Below are 18,402 nucleotides of genomic sequence, written 5' to 3'. Positions count from 1 at the left end.
GTCAGCCGCGCGGCTTCGCGGTCGCGAGCGAAATCACCGCCAGCGCGGTGTTGACGGCGGAGATGGCGACGGTGAGCTTCGCGGCCTTGCCCTGGAGCTCACCCCGCGCACCGGCGTAGGCGGCGGCCGCGGTGTCCGTCGCGTGGATCAGCACCGCCTGCCGCAGGATCCGCCGGGCCGCCGGGTCGTCGGCCTTCAGCAGCAGCAGGTCCGCACCGAGGACCAGGGTACGGATGCCGAACATGCGCGCGGGGTAGCCGAACCGCCGGTCCTCCCCCGGCGCGCCGCCCAGGCTCGCCGCCATCCGGGCAGGCGCGAGCAGCCCGACCGCGCCGTTGAAGATCCGTACGCAAGCCAGCGCTTTCCGCGCCACGTCACCCGGTTCCATCGGTCCACCTTCTCATCGGCAACCCCCGGGCCTTACGCCGGGTCGTGGCCGAGCAGCTCGGTCTTCAAGGGAAATCCGGGTGGTGTCCCCCGCTCCTCGCCGCCGGTGGGCTGGGACGAGGAGCAGGGGAGGCCGGGGTCAGGAAGCCGTGACCGAATAACTGTTGGACGTGAAGTTCAACCCACCCGAAGACGACGTGATTTCGAAGCCGAATTGCACTTCGCCGAGGGTCACGTCGCCGAACCAGCCGCGGGCCTTGATCCAGTTCATGACCGCGAGGATGTCGACCGTGCCGGCGTTGGTGTTCGACGTGCGCAGGAACGAGAACACCGCGTTCGACCCGTTCGATCCCCGGTAGACGTCCCAGGTGTGGCCGCCGACGCTCGCCGTCGTCTGCTTGGTGCCGATCGCGCCGACCGCGCCCTGCTTGTTCATCCACAGCATGATTTCGTAGGCGTTGTTGTTCGCCCAGATGTCATAAGCCGTCGCGTAAGCGCCACTGCCCGGGCGGCTCACGTTGAAACTGCTGGAAACCTGGCGCAGCGAACCGAGCGTCCGGCCGACGTTCTTCGCCGAGTGCGGGTACGACTTGACCCCGCCCGTGTTCGGGTGGTCCGCCCACACTCCCCAGTTGCCGTAGGAGTTCGCCCAGATCGACTGCGGGCCGGCCCCGCTGCCCCAGACGTTGTTGCGGACGGTGTACCCGCCGTTGGACCAGGTCGCCCATTTGTCCGAAGACGACCAGGTGGCGGCCTCGGCCACCCCGGCAGTGGTCGCCACCACGGCGGCCGCGGTCAGTGAGACCAGCAGGGAACGCACCACGTTGTGCATTGATTCGTCCTTTCCCGGTTGACTCGATGTCGAATCGTTTCGACGACGTATTCACCGCCGGCGCGGCGTGAACGGGAGTGGGACGACTATCGCAGGCCGCTTCCGTGCCGGTCAAGATACGGTGTGTGATTTACCCGCATTCGACCAGCATCGATCGAATACCGGCGAAGAATACTTCGACGAATTCGACGCGACCACTGTTTTCGATTTCGTCGAATTCACCCACGTTTTCGCACACCACCAGGCAACCCCGCGCAATGCGGCATTGTCGATGCGTTTCGACGGATCGGGGCTCACGACTCGGATCGGGCTTCGGCGGCCGCGGCGAGCAGGAGGTAGGCGGCGGCCGTCCACGTGTAGGCACGGTCGCGCAGGCCGTCACCGGTCAGCGCGTCGAAGTTCTCGGCGAACCCGGACTTTTCGCACACCGCGCGGAACCGGGCGCTGACGCGGTCGGCGAGCTCCGTCGCGCCGGCCCGGCGGAGGCCGTCCTCGATCAGCACGGTGACCGGCGCCCACACCGGCCCGCGCCAGTAGCCGTCGGCCTCGTAGCACTCGGACTCCGGCCGCTCGGTCGCCAGCCCGATGTCCGTCAGGTGCGCCTCCAGCCCGGCGACGACCTGGTCCCGGACGTCCGGCGGCAGGTGCTCGCCGAGGACGATCGGCATCAGCTCCAGGAGGCTCGCGCCGGACTGCGCCGCCCCGGTCGCCGCCGAGCGGCTGACGAACTTCGTGCCGTCCCACAGCTCGCCCAGCAGGGAGGCCAGCATGCTGTCCGCTTCGGCCGCCCACCGCGCGGCGGCCTCGGCATCGCCCTGCCCGGCCGCCAGCACGGCGAGTTCCTTCAGCTGCAGCACGAGGAACGCGGCGAGGTCGGGTGTCTGCACGAGCCGCCGCCGCGCGAACGGCGTCGCGTTGTCCCAGCCGCTGTCGTTGCCGTGTTCGTAGTGGGCGAACGGCCCGCCGGGCACCCGGCGGTGGTCGAGCCAGTACCTCGTCCACGCCGTCAGCTGCCGGTAGGCGAGCCCGGGTTCGGGCAGGCCACCGGGCAGGCGGCCGCGCAGGCGGCTCAGCGCCCAGCCGTGGACGGGCGGCTTGACGAAGTTGCGCAGCACCTCGGCGTGGGTGATCGAGTCGGGCAGCGCGCCCCGGTCGTCCTGGTGGTCGAAGACGACCTGGAACTGGTGCCAGGCCAGCTCCGGCCGGCCCCCGGCCAGCGCGAGCGCGGTGAAGCAGTGGTCCCAGCTCCACACCTTGTCCATCCAGTGCTTCGACATCAGCACGGCCGGCCGGCCGACGAACCCGGCGGGCGCCACGATGGCCGACCAGAGCACGTAGCAGGCGAGCTCGGCGGCCGGCGTGCGCTCGCTGCGCCACGGCGCCACCGAATCGGCGAAAGCGGCGAACTCGGTCCGGGCGGCGGCGACCACGTCGTCGAACGCCGACGCCGGCGCGTACGGCTCGCGGGTGCCGGGCAGCTCCTCGATCACCACCTCCCAGGCGTCCCCGCTCACGACGACGGCGCGCTCGGCCGTGCCCAGAGCTTCGGCGCCGACGTGCCGCGTCTGTCCGGAAAGGACGGTGACGCGGTAGCGGCAGCCGGTTTCGTAGGAGGTGAAGACGGCCGAACCGTCGATCGGATCGGTGAAGAAGTACGTGCCGGCGAACGGCGTCAGCGTCGGCTCGGCCGCCCGGATCCGCAGCTCGAGGCCACGCCCGGCGATCCGGAGCGCTTCCGGGCCGGCGAACGCCGCCGCGATCCGCCGGTCACCGGCACCCCAGGTCAGCTCCGCCGGCGTGGCACCGGACGGCACCGCCGCGGGCTCCCCGCCGCTTTCCGGCACGAGGGCCAGGACGGCGTGCATGCCGTGGCGGTGGGACACCAGGTGGAGGTCGTCCGCGTAGGTGGCTTCGGCCACCACCGGGGAGACGTCGAACCACGATCCCGGGTAGCTGAACGGGATTTCCCGCAGCGAGAATGCCTGATCACCCGTGGGCACAGGGAGTCGTCCTTTCGGAAGGGGGCTCAGTCCTTGACGGCGCCCGCGGTCACGCCGGCGGCGACGAAGCGCTGCGCCAGCACCAGGAGCACGGCGGCGGGCACCGAGGCGACCACCGCCGTCGCCATGATGGAGTTCCACTCCTGGTTGTTGTTGCCGATGTAGCGGTAGATCCCGAGGGTCAGCGGCTGCAACGAGCCGCCGCCGTCGAGCGTCGCCGCGAAGACGAAGTCCGACCAGGCCCACAGGAACGAGAACAGGCCCGCCGTCACCACCCCGTTGCGGCTGGCGGGCAGCACCACCGACCAGAACGCGCGCACCGCGCCCGCGCCGTCGATGGTGGCCGCCTGGACGAGCTCGTCCGGCACCGAAGCCATGAACGAGGTGAGGATGAGCACGGCGAACGGCACCGCGATCGTCGAGTCGGCGAGGATCAGTCCCCACGCGGTGTTCGTGATGCCGAGGGTGACGTAGCTGCCGTAGAAGCCCAGCGCCATGATGATGCCGGGGATCATCTGGGCGACGAGCAGCACGAACCCCAGCGCCCGGTGCCCGCGCGGGCGCAGCTTGGCCAGCGCGTACGCCGAAGGCGCGGCCAGGGCCAACGTCAGCGCCACGGTGCCGAGCGCGACGAACAAGCTGGTGGCGAAGTACGGGAGCTGTTCGCGCAGGACCCGCTCGTAGCCCTCGAACGTCGGCGCGGCGGGGAACCAGTCGGGCGGCGACTTGCGCATCCGCGAGGCCGGCGTCAGCGAGACGTTGACCATCCAGTAGACGGGGAACAGCATCACGGCGGTGAGGACGAGCCCCACCGCGGTGCGCCAGCGGCGGATCACCCAGCGCCCGATCACACTGCCTCCTGCCTGCGCTGCGCGCGGATGTAGAGCAGCCCGGCGACCAGCGCCAGCAGGATGAGCACGTTGCCGACAGCGGCGCTGGGCCCGAACCGCGGGAGCATGCTGCCGAACCCGAGCTGGTAGGACCAGGTGGCCAGCGTGGTCGACGACCCGCCGGGGCCGCCCCTGGTCATGATCCAGATGACGTCGAACACCTTCAGCGTGTAGACCAGCCCCAGCAGCAGGGTGATCGCCGAAACCGGCCGCAGCAGCGGGAAGGTGACGTGCCGGAAGCGCTGCCACGCCCCGGCGCCGTCGAGCGACGCCGCTTCGTACACCTCGGCCGGGATGTTCTGCAGGCCGCTGTGCAGCACCACGAGGTTGAACGGCACGCCGATCCAGATGTTGGCGATGATCACCGAGACCAGCGCCCACGACGGCGACGTCAGCCAGTCGATCCGGCCGGCGCCGAACCAGCCCAGCACCGAGTTGACCACGCCGGACTCGCTGTTGAGCAGCCACGCCCAGGTCGACCCCGAGACGATCAGCGGCAGCAGCCAGGGCACGAGGAACAGCGCCCGCAGCGTCGGCCCCAGGCGGAAGTGGCGGGCGAAGAACACCGCCATCGCCAGGCCGATGCCGTACTGGAAGAGCAGCGACGCGGCCGTGAAGACGAACGTGTTGAGCAGGGCCGTCCGGAAGGTCGGATCGGTGAACACTCCCGCGTAGTTGTCGAACCAGACCAGCGGCGCCCCGCCGTGCACGAAGGTGCGGACGGTGTAGTTGCGCAGGCTGAGGTCGATGTTCGTCACCAGCGGATAGCCGTAGCAGAGCAGGAGGTAGGCGACGAGCGGGGTGAGGAACGCCCACGCGAGGAGTTGCTGCCGGCGCCGTCCGGCCCGGTGGGGCGCTCGCGCGGCCGGCCGGGCGGTGACCGGCTGACGGGTGTCCAGCACGAGCGGCCTACTTCGCCGCGGCGGCGGTCGCCTGCGCGGCCGCGAGCGCGGCGTCCGGCGTCTTCGCGCCGGTGAGCGCGGCCTGCACGGCGCCCCAGAGCGGTTCGGAGATCCGCGGGTACCGGGTGCCGAGGTTGTCGCCGGTACGGCCCTTCGCGACCTTGACCGCGTCGACCCACACCTTCAGCTCCGGCTGGGCGGCGACCTGCTTCTCCTGCACGGACGGCACGGCGGAGACGTAGGTCAGCGCGGTGTCGGAGTCGAGGACGTTGGCCGGGCTGGTCAGGCAGGACGCGATCTTGCCCGCGGTCTTCTCGGCGTCCGGGCCGCTCTGGGCGGGCACGGTGACGAACTCGCCGCCGGTCGGCGCCGGGGCCGCGCCCCCGGTGCGCGCCGGGATCTCCAGGACGCCGTACTCGAAGCCGGCCTTCTTCGCGTTCTGCAGCTGCCAGGTGCCGTTTTCGGCGAAGGCGTAGTCGCCCGTCGCGAACTCCTGCCAGCTGGTGGTCTGCGTGTTGCCGATCACCGAGTTGGGGGCGTATCCCTTGTCCAGCCAGGACTTCCACTGCGCGAGCGCGGCGACGGCGCCGGCCGAGGCCAGGTCGGTGAGGTTGGCGCCCGCGCCCCAGAACCACGGCAGGAACTGGAAGCTGCCTTCCTCGGTGCCGATGGCGGAGAACGTGATGCCCTTCTTGCCCGCGGCGTGCACCTTGGCCAGTGCCGCGTCGAGGCTCGCCCAGTCCCGCACCGACGCCGGGTCGACGCCGGCCGCGGTCAGCACGGCCTTGTTGTAGTAGAGGGCGAGCGTGTTCGCGCCGATCGGGACGCCGTAGACCTGGCCCTTGACGTCGCCGGCGGCGAGCAGGTTGGGCGCGACCTGCGCGGTGTCGAGCCCGGTGTCCGCATTGGACTTCAGCACCCCGCCCTCGGCCAGGGTGGAGACGACGGGGTTGTCGACGACGAGGACGTTCGGCGCGGTGCCCTGCTGGGCGGCGAGCAGCACCTTGTTCGTGAGGTCGGTCGTGTCGAAGGCCTGCCGCGCGATCTTGACGCGAGCGTCGGCACCGCACTTGTCGACGACCTTCGCCCACGCGGAGCTCGCGTCGAACTGCGGGTAGGGGTCCCAGACGGTGAAGGTACCGCCGGCGGCGGAGGGCGCCGTCCCGGAGGAGCAGGCGGCCAGCGTCGTCGCGGCGACGGCGACCGACAGCAGCCGGACGAGGAGGTGACGCTTCATGGGAGGTCCTTCCGGTCGGCATCTGCGACGACGGCGCTCGAGATCATCGAACCGGTTCGATGCGGCCGAGCGGCGTCACCGTAAACCGCGAAGGCGCTCCTGCGCAATACTGCGTGTACTACGATCGAACCGGTTCTGAGCACCGGGGTCAGGAGTGGCATGAACATCGGGGAGATCGCGCGGCGCGCGGGGGTTTCGCGCAGCACCGTGTCGTACGCGCTGAGCGGCAAGCGCCCGGTGTCGGCGGCCACCGTGCAGCGCATCAACGACGTGATCAGCGAGCTCGGCTACCGCCCCAACGCCAGCGCCCGGGCCCTGGCCGAAGGCCGCACGCGCACGCTGGGCCTGGTGGTCCCGCCGGCCAGCCGCCGGCTGACGGACGTCCAGCTGGGCTTCGTCGGCAGCGTGGTCGACGCGGCGGCGGCCCACGACCTCGACGTCCTGCTGTCCCCCAGCGGCGGAGACCACGACCGCTCGTTCGAGCGCATCGTGACCGGACGGCGGGTCGACGGGGTGATCCTGATGGAGATCCTCCTCGAGGACCCCCGGGTCGAGCGGCTGAGCCAGGCCAGTCTCCCGTTCGTGACGATCGGCCACGTGGAGCACCCGGGAGCATCCTGGTGGGTCGACGTCGACTACGGCGCGTTGATCACCCGCTGCGTCCACCACCTGGCGGATCTCGGCCACGAAGAGGTGGTGCTGATCAACCGATCGGCGGAGCTGGTGGCGGCGGGTTACGGCCCGGCCCTGCGGTCGGCCACGGGTTTCCTGGACGCCACGGCGGCCCGCGGCCTGATCGCGCGGACGGTGTGCTGCGCGGACGAAGCGGCGGCGGGCCTGGCCTGCTTCGAGCAGATCCGGACGCAGTGGCCTTCGGTGACGGCGGCGGTGACGATCAACGAAGCGGCACTGCCGGGGGTCCAGCGCGCCCTGCACCGGGCGGGCCTGGAGGTGCCGCGCGACTTTTCGTTGACGGGCGTGATCGCGGAGCGCCTGGCGGAGGACTTCCACCCGCCACTGACGGCGGCGGACGTGCCGGCGGTGGAGCTGGGGAAGCTGGCGGTGGATCTGCTGCTGGCCCAGATAGCGGACGCGGGCGCGGAGCCGCGGCACGCGTTGCTGGAGCCGCCGATCTCGTTGCGGTCGAGCACGGGCGCCCGGCGGCGGGGCTGACCGGGCGTAACACCGAGGGAGAAGCGTCGCGAATGACTCATGGGGGACCTCCGGCGTCCCGAATGAGTCATTCGCGACACCGGCGAACCGGTTCGACGAACCTTCTCGGCGACGGAAACCTGACGGCCGGCGTTCAGCGGGCGAACACCTTCAGGTCGATCGAATCGCCCAGGACGCGGTCGCCTGCCGCGTTCGGGTGGTAGCAGTCGAAGCGCCAGTCCGCGCGGATCACCGTCGGGTCGGCCGGGTCGCGCAGTACGGCGTCGAAGTCGAGCACCGCGTCGAACGTCCCCGACGTGCGGATCCACTCGTTCACCGCGAGCCGCGCCTGCTCCTTCGGGCCGCCGGCCGCGTTGCACATCGGCAGGACCGTCGCGCCGACGATCCGGCGGCCCGTGGCGTGCACGCGCCGGGCGATGGTGCGCATGGCGTCGATGACCTGCGCGGCCGGCGCCGGCGCCGCGTTGTCGCCGCCGCCCAGGTCGTTCGTGCCCTCCAGCAGCAGGACGTACCGCACGCCGGGCAGCGAGAGCACGTCCCGGTCGAGCCGCAGCGGCGCGGGCGGGCCGCAGCACTGGCCGGTGGGGTCGTACGGGTTCGGCTGGACGCTGACGGTGTTGCCGCTGATCCCGGCGTTGGCCACCGACAGCCGCCGCGACGGCGGGAGCTGCCCGATGCGTTCGGCGAGCACGTCGGTCCAGCGCGGGCCGCCGCCGAAGGCGTTGTAGCCGTCGGTGATCGAGTCGCCGAGGGCGACGATCGTGCCGCGCGCGGGCGAGACGGCGCTGATCGCGTCGGCCCACCACAGGACGCCGGGCGCGAAGGCCCCGTACGCGCTCCCCGACTCGTCCGCGCCGGCGTCGCCGGGCCCGGCCGAGGTGAACGACCCCGGCGTGTACTGCTCCGGCGGCGGGAAGGTGTGGTCGTTGATCGGCGCACCCGGCGCGTAGATGCTCACGGCGACGTGGTCGCCGCGCCGGACCGACAGCGGCAGCGGGTCGGTCCACGCGCTCGCGCCGGGCGGGATCGTCACGGCGTACCGGAAGCCGAACGTGGCCCGCCGGTTCGACCCCGGCACCAGCGCGGGCGAATTCGTCGACGGCTGCTTGCCGACCCACACCGACCGCACGGTCATCGCGGTGCTGCCGAAGGGGTTGCTCAGCCGCACCCGCAGCGCCGTCCCGGTCGCGGTCACCGTGAGCACGTTGCGGATGGTGACGTCGGGGGCGGTGCCGTGCACGCCCTGCAGCGCGGACTCGGTCAGGGTGACCACCCCGGGTGGCGCCCCGCCCGACGGCGAGGCTTCCGCCAGCGCCGGGCTCAGCAGCGACGCGGAAACGGCCAGGACCACAGCGGTTCGGCGGAGACGCATCCGGGTGTCCTTTCGACGGGCAGCGGTGCACCCGGCGGCGACCGGCCGAAACCCGTGCGTGCGCGCGGCGGCACAGGCCGAAGGACACGGTGAAATGGTCGCTCGCCGGGGATTTGCGGCGGGGAAAGACGTTCGAGCGCCGGCGGCAGTTCCGCCGGAGCACTCACGACCGAGCGTAACCCAGCCCTCACCGTCCCGACAAGACCGTTCGAGAGAGCGCTGTCCCGCACCCCGGACGGAGCGCGGGACAGCGGTGGCGGATCAGGAAGCCCAGGGTGAACTGACGAGCCAGCTCACGTCGTCGCCGTAGGCATTGGCGCTGTCGAACGTGTTCGACCCGCCGTTGGCGGCGATGTAGACGATGTTGTCGTAGTGGCGGACGTACCGGTCGGCGAAGTTGAGCGATCTGAGCGAGGCGCCCTGGCCGTTGCGGCCGGCCTCCGGGCAGAACGTCGCGTCCTGGGCGAACAGCGCGCTCCCGTCGTTGGCCTGCAGGTACATGCGGTAGTTCTGGTGCCGCAGGTACTGGCCGGGGACGTTCTTCGACTCGAACGACACGCACGAGCTGCTGCCGAGTCCGGTTCGGACGGTCCAGGAGGCGTTGCCCTTCTCCGTGGCCGAACTGCCGTTGCCGGTGACCGCTGTGTCCACTGTGGATCCCGTGTGGTGGAGATAGCGGTCGGTGTAGCCGGGGGTGGTGGCGCGCAGCGAGACCGACGTGCCCGGAGCCAGGCCGGTGCCCGCGGAACTCGTCGCGTAGCCGGCCGCGGTGATGTTGGCCTGCACGGCGTTCTCCGTGGCGTCCGACGGATAGCCGGACGTCATCACGCCTTCGTAGAACGTGCCGCGGCCGCTGACGCTGTTGTCACCGCCGATGCCCAGGATGATGGCCCCTTCCTTCTTCATCGGGTGGTAGCCCGCCACGTTCGGGCGCACCCCGTCGTAGAAGGTCGACACGCCACCGGACTGGGCGTTGCCGCCGCGGATGGCCCACCGGTTCGGGCCACCCTTGACGATCGCGGTCAGGAAGCGGTGGCTGATGCTCGGGTCATTGGCGTTGTAGCGCTGGTTGACGCCGGAGAACAGGCCGTTCTCGAGATCGGCCATGATCCACGGGCCGTTGCCCGCCCCGTAGCCCCAGGCCTTGTTGTTGCCGAAGTAGATGGCTTCCATGGTGCCGTTGCCGTTGTTCAGGCTGTTGCGCTCGGCGTTGCCGTAGTCGAAGCAGCAGCCGTCGTTGTAGTGCGTGCCGTCGAGGATGGCGTACATGCCTTGCGGCTGGTCACCCGTCGCCGTGCCGGTGGCGTTGTTGTTGCGATAACCGGTGCCGGGAGCGACGTAGACGCCGTAGGCCTTGCGGCCGCCGACGGTGATCGGGGCCGCGGTCGCGTTGGCGAGGTTGTCGTACCCGCCCGGGGCCGGCCCCGGGAACCCGCCCGGCGGCGCCTGGGTGAGGCGGTTGTTCCGGCCGGACTGGTCGTAGATGACCGTGATGAGGCAGGTGGTGCCCGCGCAGAACGCATCCTGCGCCGCGGCGTCGGCCACGCCGCCCGCGGCCAAGGGCGCGATGTCGCGGGTGGCGTTGTCGGACGCGCGCCGGACTTGGTACAGCGGACCGGTGTAGGCGCCGTACAGGGCCCGGGTCGTGGAGTGCGCGGCCACGCACGGCGTGCCGCCGGCCGCGTAGATGTCGCACGGCCCCTGGGTGGCCGCCTGGGACGTCCCGCCGCCGGCGACGAGGCCGGTGACGAGCGTGCCGGCGGCGATCAGGGCTGCCGCGAGGGTGCGTGGGCGGGCGTTTCTCGGCTGTCGTGCCATGGGTGATCTCCCGCTGGGGTACGGAAATCGTCGAATCGACAGGGGCGCGGGCCGGCGACGGTGCCACCCTCCTCCTCGATCACCGACCCACCGGAACGGCACAAGCGGAGTGATTGTGAGCGCTAACATAACCCTCGGGAAACCCCGGCGCAACGGCCGCTTCCGGCGTCCGATTTTTTCGACGCTTTCGAGATCGCCTTGCGCCGCAAGGGTTTCAGCCGGACAGCGAAACGGCTGTCACCCGCCCGCGGCTTTGGCGGCGTCGTAGCGCGCCTGGGCCGCCAACACGTCGGGCACGGCAGCTTCGAGCACCTCGATCAACCCCAGCAACCGCTGCGCCACCAGCTCCCCGGCGGGCGTGAGGCTGTATTCCACGTGCGGCGGGATCGTCGGCCGCGCTTCGCGGTGCACGAAGCCGTCGCGCTCGAGCGCCTGCAGCGTCTGGGCGAGCATCTTTTCGCTGACGCCCTGCACCCGGCGGCGCAGGGCGTTGAACCGGAACACGCCGTCGTTGAGCGCGACGAGCGCCAGCACACCCCAGCGGCCGGTCACGTGCTCCAGCACGGAACGGGACGCGCACGCGGCACTGAACACGTCGGCGACCAGGGCCTCGTGCTCGGCGTCAGCTTGTCCATCCACCCCATCGATACTACCTGAGAGTTTGCACAATGGATGTGACGGCACTAACAATGAGTTGGTACTTTCTAAAAGTTAGTACATCCTCCAAGGACTAGGTACTTGAACCTTCAAGGAGTTCTCATGATCGTCGTCACCGGCGCCACCGGCCACCTCGGCAAGCTCGTCGTCGAAGGCCTGCTCGAGAAGCTGCCCGCCGACCAGGTCGTCGCCGCGGTGCGCACCCCGGAGAAGGCGGCCGGCCTGGCCGAACGCGGGGTCGAGGTCCGCCGCGCGGACTACGCCGATCCCGAAAGCCTGGTCACCGCGTTCAAGGGCGCCGACAAGGTGCTGCTGGTCTCCAGCAGTGCGGTCGGCCAGCGCGTCGCCCAGCACCAGGCGGTCGTCGACGCGGCCAAGCAGGCCGGTGCCGGCCACCTCGTCTACACGAGCGCCCCGCGGGCTACGACGTCGGCGCTCGTGCTGGCCCCCGAGCACAAGGCGACCGAGGAGCTGATCCAGGCGTCCGGCCTGACCGCCACGATCCTGCGCAACAACTGGTACAACGAGAACTACCTCGAGACGATCAAGCAGGCCGTCGCCACCGGCAGCTTCGCCGGCAGCGCCGGTGACGGCCGGGTCGCCAGCGCCACCCGCGCCGACTACGCCGCGGCCGCGGTCGCCGTGCTGACCGGCGAGGGCCACGAAGGCAAGGTCTACGAGCTCGCCGGGGACGTCGCGTGGTCGAACGCGGAACTCGCCGCCGAGATCGGCAAGGCCACCGGCCGCGAGATCACCTACGCCGACCTGCCGGCCGACGAGCACGCCAAGGTGCTCGCGCAGGCAGGCCTGCCGGAGCCGGTCGTCGGCATGCTCGTGGGGATCGACGCCGGCATCAAGGACGGCCTGCTCGCCGAGACCACGGGCGACCTCCGCGCCCTCATCGGCCGGCCGAGCACGCCGATCGGCGTGACCGTGGCCGAGGTCGCCGGCACGCGCTGAACCACCACGCGGCGGGGAGTCCCCGGGTGGGGCTCCCCGCCGTTGTCACAGCGGACGGCCGGGCTTCCGCTGCGAAACGCTGTTCTCCCGCAACGGGGGCTGCCACACCCGGGGACCCGGGGATTCGCCGTCGTCGCCCGGCTGGTCGAGCGGGTCGGTCCCGTTCTGCCAGCGAGCCCAGTGCGCCGCGCACATCCTCCGCCAGAGGGCCGGCTCGTCGCACTGGTACCGCCGGCAGGTCGGGACCCGCTCCCGGTGATCGCTCACGTATCGCTCCACTCGCCATCGAACGTTCCGCGTTCAACTACCACAGCGACGGTGGCGTTGTCGATCCTCCGCCGTCCCGGCCCGGGCGCGCGTGCGGAATCGCCGTGGTTAACCCTCCGCTAACCGGGAAAGCCCCCTCCGACCGCCACCCCGGACGACGGAGGGAAATTCTCGTGTTCCGTCACACGAAGCTGCTGCAGTTCGAAGCCAAGCCCGAAAAGCCGGACGCCGTCTACGCCCGCAAGCTCCAGGAACTCATCGGCGGCGCGTTCGGCGAGATGACCGTGACGATGCAGTACCTGTTCCAGGGCTGGAACTGCCGCATCGAAGGCAAGTACAAAGACCTGATCATGGACACCGCGACCGAAGAGATCGGCCACGTCGAAATGCTCGCCACCATGGTCGCCCGCCTGCTCGAAGGCGCACCCGCGACCGTCACGGCCGAAGCCGTCAAGGACCCGGTGATGGCCGCGACGATCGGCGGGATGGACGTCCAGCAGGCGATCGTCGGCGGCGGCGGGGCGCTCCCGGCCGACAGCAACGGCTACCCCTGGAACGGCAAGTACATCGTCGCCTCCGGCAACCTGCTCGCCGACTTCCAGGCCAACGCCGCCGCCGAAGCCCAGGGCCGGCTGCAGACCGCGCGGCTGTACAACATGACCGACGACCCGGGTGTCAAGGCGATGCTCCAGTTCAACCTCGCCCGCGACACCGTCCACCAGAAGCAGTGGCTGGCCGCGATCGAAGAGCTCAAGGCCGACGGCCTCGAAGGCGACATCGCCCCCAGCGCCCTGTTCGACGAAGAGAACCAGGACCACAACAAGACGATCTGGCATCTCTCCGACGGCCCCGACGGCGCCAAGGGGACCAGCTGGACCACCGACGCCGGCATCGAGTACCTGATGGACCCCGAACCCCTCGGCGGTCCCGGCACCGCGCCGAAGCCCGACCCCGCCCTGTACGGCACGTACGCGCCGCTGCAGGACGCGAAGGGCACCGCCAAGGGCAAGGCCAAGGAAGTCAAGAACAAGCTGACGTGACACGCGCCGGCGCGGGACCGTTGAACACGCAGCGATCCCGCGCCGGGTGGTGCGTCCGGGTGAGAGGGCGACGTCACGGTGTCCGTGCTCCCCCGGCTGGGTATCCCGGCCGGAGATCACTCGCATCTCTGGAGGCCCAGTGCAGCCCTGGCCCGGTTCCCCCTACCCGCTCGGAGCCGATTACGACGGTGTCGGCACCAACTTCGCGCTCTTCTCCGAGGTCGCCGACCGCGTCGACCTGTGCCTGTTCGCCCCGGACGGAACCGAGACCCGGATCCGGCTGCCGGAGGTCGACGGCTTCGTCCACCACGGCTACCTGACCGGCGTCGGCCCCGGCCAGGAGTACGGCTTCCGCGTCCACGGACCGCACGACCCCGCCCGCGGGCTGCGCTGCAACCCGGCGAAACTCCTGCTCGACCCGTACGCCAAGGCCGTCACCGGCCGGGTGGACTGGGACGAATCCGTGTTCGGCTACCGGTTCGGCAACCCCGATGAGCGCAACGACGACGACTCGGCGGCGCACACCGTCCGCGCGGTCGTGGTCAACCCGTACTTCGACTGGGCCAACGACCGGCCGCCGAACGTGCCGTACAACGAGACCGTCGTCTACGAGGCCCACGTCCGCGGGCTGACGAAGCTGCACCCGGACATCCCGGAGGAGCTGCGGGGGACGTACTCCGGGCTGGCCCACCCGGTGATGATCGAGTACCTCAAGACGCTCGGCGTCACCGCCGTCGAGCTGATGCCGGTCCACCAGTTCCTGCACGACCACGCCCTCACCGAGCGCGGCCTCGCCAACTACTGGGGCTACAACACGATCGCCTACTTCGCGCCGCACAACGAGTACGCGGCCTCGATCCTGCCCGCGACACCGGGCAGCGAGGTGCACGAGTTCAAGGCGATGGTGCGGACGCTGCACGAGGCGGGCATCGAGGTCATCCTCGACGTCGTCTACAACCACACCGCCGAGGGCAACCACCTCGGGCCGACGCTGTCCATGCGCGGCATCGACAACCAGGCCTACTACCGGCTGGTCGAGGACGACCCGCAGTACTACATGGACTACACCGGCACCGGCAACTCGCTCAACGTGCGCCAGCCGCACACGCTGCAGCTGATCATGGACTCGCTGCGGTACTGGGTGACGGAGATGCACGTCGACGGCTTCCGGTTCGACCTCGCCGCCACGCTCGCCCGCGAGTTCTACGACGTCGACCGGCTGGCCACGTTCTTCGACCTGGTGCAGCAGGACCCGATCGTCAGCCAGGTGAAGCTGATCGCCGAGCCCTGGGACGTCGGCCCGGGCGGCTACCAGGTCGGCAACTTCCCGCCGCTGTGGACCGAGTGGAACGGCGCGTACCGCGACACCGTCCGCGACTTCTGGCGCGGCGAGCCGGCGACGCTGGGCGAGTTCGCCTCCCGGATCACCGGTTCGTCGGACCTCTACCAGAGCGACGGCCGCCGCCCGTTCGCGTCGATCAACTTCGTCACCGCCCACGACGGCTTCACGCTGAACGACCTGGTGTCGTACAACGAAAAGCACAACGAGGCCAACGGCGAGGACGGCCGCGACGGCGCCGACGACAACCGCTCGTGGAACTGCGGCGCGGAGGGGGAGACCGAGGACGAGAAGGTCCTCGACCTCCGGGCCCGCCAGCGCCGGAACATGATCGCGACGCTGCTGCTGTCCCAGGGCGTGCCGATGCTGCTGCACGGCGACGAGCTCGGCCGCACCCAGCGGGGCAACAACAACGCCTACTGCCAGGACAACGAGCTGTCCTGGGTGGACTGGTCGCTGCTGGAGCGCAACCGCGAGCTGTTCGAGTTCACCTCGGCGGTGGTGGACCTGCGCCACCAGCACCCGGTGTTCCGCCGCCGCAGGTTCTTCGCCGGCCGCCCCATCCGCCGCGGCGACGAGCTGCGCGACATCGCCTGGTTCACCCCGGCGGGCGACGAGATGACGGACCAGGACTGGGAAGCCGGCTTCGGCCGCAGCATCGTCGTCTTCCTGAACGGAACGGCGATCCCGGACCTCGACGCCCGCGGCGAGCGCGTGGTGGACGACTCGTTCCTGCTGTGCTTCAACGCCCACGACGACGACCTGGAGATGACGATCCCGGGCGGCGGCTACGGCGAGGAATGGGCCATCGTCCTGGACACCGCGACGGGCGAGGTGTTCCACCGGTCGGTGGGCGGGGTCCTGGTGGGCGGCGTGGCGGGTGACCAGCTCGCGACGCCACGCACGGTGCCGGGCCAGGGAACGCTGGTGGTCGGCGGCCGGTCGCTGACCGTGCTGATGCGCACCGGCGAACAGGACGGGTAGCACCGGCCGTGCGGGGTAGCCGGGTCGCGGCGGCAGGCGACCCAGCCACCGAGTTCAAGCGGATCATCGAAACCCGCTGACACGGCACGGGACGTCGGCGGGCCATGGGGAGCAGCCGCCGACGTCCCAGGTGACCACGCCGCGCGTGGTGGCCGGCGTCAGCCGAGGCCGGGGCCCCGGGTGGCGTGCGGCCCCGGACCGGCGGTGCGGCCCGCACGGGCGGTCAGCAGGCCGAGGGCGATCATGCCGACGCCCAGGCCCAGGTGCAGCCAGTTGTCCGCGGTGTTCACGGGCACGAAGTTCGCGTCGCTGCCGTGGTCGATCAGCAGCCCGTAGAGCCACAGCACCAGGTACACGGCCCCGCCGGCGACGAGGAACAGCCGGGCGCCGCGCGGAGTGCGGGCCGACGCGAGGCCCGCGACGCCGAACAGCAGGTGGACGATGTTGTGCAGCACCGAGACCATGAACACGCCGAGCAGCATGGCCATCGAGTCGTGGCCGGCGAAGCTCAGCTGGTCGTAGTCCGTCGTGATGCCCGGGACGAAGCCGAGCACGCCGACGAGCAGGAACACGACCGCGACGACCGCGGCGGCGACCTGCACGGGTGTCCGGGTGCGGGTGTGGGTGGCGGTGGACATGGCGGTTTCCTTTCGGCGATCGCGCCGCGGCCGGAAGCCACGTGGCCCGGCCGGTGGACGGCGCTACGCCGGACGGCATACCCGGCGGAACCGGTGTCAATCCCCGGATCGGGTCTCACTCCGGTTGCAGGTACTCCACCGGCGATCCCGGGTGTGTCCGGCCGCGATCCGGGAAGCCCGGACCGGACCGTGACATCGAAGAGAGGACCCCGGCATGAAATGGCCGATTGCACTCGCGGTGGCGGGGATCGCGGCGGGCACCGCCGCGGCGCGGCGGAAGTCGCCGGCGCCGGACCGCTGGCTCGGCGTGACCGTCAACCTGCCCCCGGACGAGGTCGAGAACGACCCGCGGTTGCGGGAGGCCTTCGCGGAACTCGCCGAAGACGCCGAGACGCGGGTGCGGCCCGCCCCCGGCGGCCGCGGCACCGAACTGGCGGCCCGGCCACGGCAGCCGGCGTCCGGCGTCGTGGGGCGGCTGGCCGGCCGCGACCCGCGGCAGCCCGTCCGCAGCGCCCTCCGGGACGTCAAGTCCCTGCTGGAGACCGGCGAAGTCATCCGCACGGACGCGCCGACGACCGGGCGGCCGACGCCGGGCGGAATGCTCGTCCGGCTGGCGACGCGGCGCGCGGGCGGGGAGGGACGGCTGTGAAGGCACTGTGCTGGGAAGGCGTGAACAAGCTTTCCGTGGAAACCGTCCCCGACCCGGAGATCCGCAACGAGCAGGACATCCTCCTCAAGGTCACCGCGACCACGACCTGCGGGTCCGACCTGCACCTCATCGGCGGGTACATCCCGGCGATGCAGGCCGGCGACGTGCTCGGCCACGAGTTCCTCGGCGAGGTCGTCGAGGTCGGCTCGCAGGTCCGCGAGCACAAGGTGGGCGACCGGGTGGTCGTCTGCTCGTTCATCGGCTGCGGCCGCTGCTGGTACTGCGCCCACGACCTGTGGTCGCTGTGCGACAACAGCAACACCAACCCGGGCATCGGCGCGGCGCTGTTCGGCTACGAACCCGGCGGCATCTTCGGCTACTCGCACGCCATGGGCGGCTTCCGCGGCAGCCACGCCGAGTACGTGCGCGTCCCGTTCGCCGACTACGGCGCCTTCGGAGTGCCCGAGGGCCTCGACGACGACAGCGCGTTGTTCGCTTCGGACTCCGCCCCGACCGGCTGGATGGGCGCCGACCTCGGCGGGGTCCAGCCGGGTGACGTCGTCGCCGTGTGGGGGTGCGGCGCGGTCGGGCAGATGGCGGCGAAGGCGGCCATGCTGCTCGGCGCCGAGCAGGTGTTCTCCATCGACCGCTACGGCTACCGGCTGCGGATGACCGAGCAGCACATCGGGTCGGAGACGATCGACTACTCCGCCACCGACGTCGGCGCCGAGCTGCGCGAGCGCACCGGCGGCCGCGGGCCGGACGTCTGCATCGAAGCCGTCGGCATGGAAGCCCACAGCGCCGGCGCTCACCACGCGTACGACCAGGTCAAGCAGCAGCTGCGGCTGGAGACCGACCGGCCGGACGCCGTCCGCGAAGCCATCTACGCCTGCCGCAAGGGCGGCACGGTGTTCGTCCTCGGCGTCTTCGCGGGTGTCGTCGACAAGTTCCCGCTCGGCGCGGTGATCAACAAGGGCCTCACCGTGCGCGGCGCCCAGCAGCACGGCCAGCGGTACGTACCGATGCTGCTCGACCGGATGGCCCGCGGCGAGCTGCCGACCGGCCACCTGACCACCCACCGCATGCCGCTGGCCGAGGGGCCGCGGGCCTACGACCTGTTCAAGCACAAGAAGGACGACTGCCTGCGCGCGGTCCTGCACCCGGGCGAATGATTCACGTCCCGCGCGTGTAGCCGCGCCCGGCAGCGGGTACGCGCGCGGGAACAGCTCTTTTCCGGCGGCGGCAGGTGGGAGTCCG

The 18,402-nt window shown here is 70.9% G+C and carries 17 protein-coding genes; 6 read left to right on the top strand and 11 right to left on the bottom strand.

Annotation, left to right across the window (positions count from 1 at the left end; translation table 11 throughout):
* Position 1 precedes the first annotated feature (1 nt).
* The 6 genes from I4Q55_RS33645 to I4Q55_RS33620 all read right to left on the bottom strand — a co-directional run bounded on the left by I4Q55_RS33645 (position 2) and on the right by I4Q55_RS33620 (position 6,248).
* Positions 2-388 carry a hypothetical protein gene (locus I4Q55_RS33645; RefSeq protein ID WP_206793719.1) on the bottom strand — a complete coding sequence of 129 codons (387 nt, stop codon included), beginning with the start codon at positions 386-388 and terminating at the stop codon, positions 2-4.
* A 138-nt stretch (positions 389-526) separates the two neighbouring features.
* Positions 527-1,219, bottom strand: coding sequence for a hypothetical protein (locus I4Q55_RS33640; RefSeq protein WP_206793717.1), 693 nt, complete (start codon positions 1,217-1,219; stop codon positions 527-529).
* 293 nt (positions 1,220-1,512) lie between these two features.
* On the bottom strand, positions 1,513-3,219 hold the full coding sequence (locus I4Q55_RS33635) for an amylo-alpha-1,6-glucosidase (protein ID WP_206793715.1): 1,707 nt from the start codon (positions 3,217-3,219) through the stop codon (positions 1,513-1,515).
* A 26-nt stretch (positions 3,220-3,245) separates the two neighbouring features.
* Positions 3,246-4,055: a carbohydrate ABC transporter permease gene (locus I4Q55_RS33630; RefSeq protein WP_206793825.1), complete on the bottom strand. Its 810-nt coding sequence runs from the start codon at positions 4,053-4,055 to the stop codon at positions 3,246-3,248.
* An 11-nt stretch (positions 4,056-4,066) separates the two neighbouring features.
* The gene (locus I4Q55_RS33625) at positions 4,067-5,011 is read right to left on the bottom strand and encodes a carbohydrate ABC transporter permease (RefSeq protein ID WP_206793712.1); all 945 of its coding nucleotides are present in this window, start codon (positions 5,009-5,011) and stop codon (positions 4,067-4,069) included.
* A gap of 7 nt (positions 5,012-5,018) precedes the next feature.
* A complete protein-coding gene (locus I4Q55_RS33620) occupies positions 5,019-6,248 on the bottom strand; it encodes an extracellular solute-binding protein (RefSeq protein ID WP_206793710.1) in 1,230 nt (409 codons plus the stop codon).
* A gap of 159 nt (positions 6,249-6,407) precedes the next feature.
* Here I4Q55_RS33620 and I4Q55_RS33615 point away from each other — a divergent pair, with 159 nt between their 5' ends.
* The gene (locus I4Q55_RS33615; protein ID WP_206793708.1) at positions 6,408-7,421 is read left to right on the top strand and encodes a LacI family DNA-binding transcriptional regulator; all 1,014 of its coding nucleotides are present in this window, start codon (positions 6,408-6,410) and stop codon (positions 7,419-7,421) included.
* Positions 7,422-7,554: 133 nt separating this feature from the next.
* Here I4Q55_RS33615 and I4Q55_RS33610 read toward each other — a convergent pair whose 3' ends face one another.
* From I4Q55_RS33610 to I4Q55_RS33600, 3 genes are all read right to left on the bottom strand, one after another.
* Entirely contained in the window at positions 7,555-8,793 is a 1,239-nt protein-coding gene (locus tag I4Q55_RS33610) for a GDSL-type esterase/lipase family protein (RefSeq protein ID WP_206793706.1), read from the bottom strand.
* Between the two features lie 261 nt (positions 8,794-9,054).
* Complete coding sequence (locus I4Q55_RS33605; protein ID WP_206793704.1) at positions 9,055-10,611, bottom strand: alpha-L-arabinofuranosidase B; 1,557 nt, start codon at positions 10,609-10,611, stop codon at positions 9,055-9,057.
* 237 nt (positions 10,612-10,848) lie between these two features.
* Positions 10,849-11,250, bottom strand: a complete 402-nt coding sequence (locus tag I4Q55_RS33600) for a helix-turn-helix domain-containing protein (protein WP_206793702.1) — start codon at positions 11,248-11,250, stop codon at positions 10,849-10,851.
* A 120-nt stretch (positions 11,251-11,370) separates the two neighbouring features.
* Between I4Q55_RS33600 and I4Q55_RS33595 the strand changes: the two genes are divergently transcribed.
* Entirely contained in the window at positions 11,371-12,228 is an 858-nt protein-coding gene (locus I4Q55_RS33595; RefSeq protein WP_206793699.1) for an SDR family oxidoreductase, read from the top strand.
* Between the two features lie 45 nt (positions 12,229-12,273).
* On the opposite strand, the gene I4Q55_RS33590 is transcribed toward I4Q55_RS33595, so the two are convergent.
* Positions 12,274-12,495, bottom strand: a complete 222-nt coding sequence (locus I4Q55_RS33590) for a hypothetical protein (protein ID WP_208613331.1) — start codon at positions 12,493-12,495, stop codon at positions 12,274-12,276.
* Between the two features lie 173 nt (positions 12,496-12,668).
* On the opposite strand from I4Q55_RS33590, the gene I4Q55_RS33585 reads away from it, so the two are divergent.
* Both I4Q55_RS33585 and glgX read left to right on the top strand, forming a co-directional pair.
* Positions 12,669-13,535 carry a manganese catalase family protein gene (locus I4Q55_RS33585; RefSeq protein ID WP_206793696.1) on the top strand — a complete coding sequence of 289 codons (867 nt, stop codon included), beginning with the start codon at positions 12,669-12,671 and terminating at the stop codon, positions 13,533-13,535.
* Positions 13,536-13,674: 139 nt separating this feature from the next.
* Positions 13,675-15,858, top strand: coding sequence for a glycogen debranching protein GlgX (glgX, locus tag I4Q55_RS33580; protein WP_206793693.1), 2,184 nt, complete (start codon positions 13,675-13,677; stop codon positions 15,856-15,858).
* 158 nt (positions 15,859-16,016) lie between these two features.
* On the opposite strand, the gene I4Q55_RS33575 is transcribed toward glgX, so the two are convergent.
* Positions 16,017-16,496: a DUF4383 domain-containing protein gene (locus I4Q55_RS33575; RefSeq protein WP_206793691.1), complete on the bottom strand. Its 480-nt coding sequence runs from the start codon at positions 16,494-16,496 to the stop codon at positions 16,017-16,019.
* A 214-nt stretch (positions 16,497-16,710) separates the two neighbouring features.
* On the opposite strand from I4Q55_RS33575, the gene I4Q55_RS33570 reads away from it, so the two are divergent.
* Both I4Q55_RS33570 and I4Q55_RS33565 read left to right on the top strand, forming a co-directional pair.
* On the top strand, positions 16,711-17,145 hold the full coding sequence (locus tag I4Q55_RS33570) for a hypothetical protein (RefSeq protein ID WP_206793689.1): 435 nt from the start codon (positions 16,711-16,713) through the stop codon (positions 17,143-17,145).
* A gap of 20 nt (positions 17,146-17,165) precedes the next feature.
* Complete coding sequence (locus I4Q55_RS33565) at positions 17,166-18,317, top strand: zinc-dependent alcohol dehydrogenase (protein ID WP_307793378.1); 1,152 nt, start codon at positions 17,166-17,168, stop codon at positions 18,315-18,317.
* Positions 18,318-18,402 lie beyond the last annotated feature (85 nt).

This window comes from Amycolatopsis sp. MtRt-6 (assembly GCF_017308975.1).
GTDB lineage: Bacteria > Actinomycetota > Actinomycetes > Mycobacteriales > Pseudonocardiaceae > Amycolatopsis.
The sequence above is the reverse complement of the archived record's forward strand: the minus strand, read 5'-3'. Positions and strand labels throughout refer to the sequence as shown.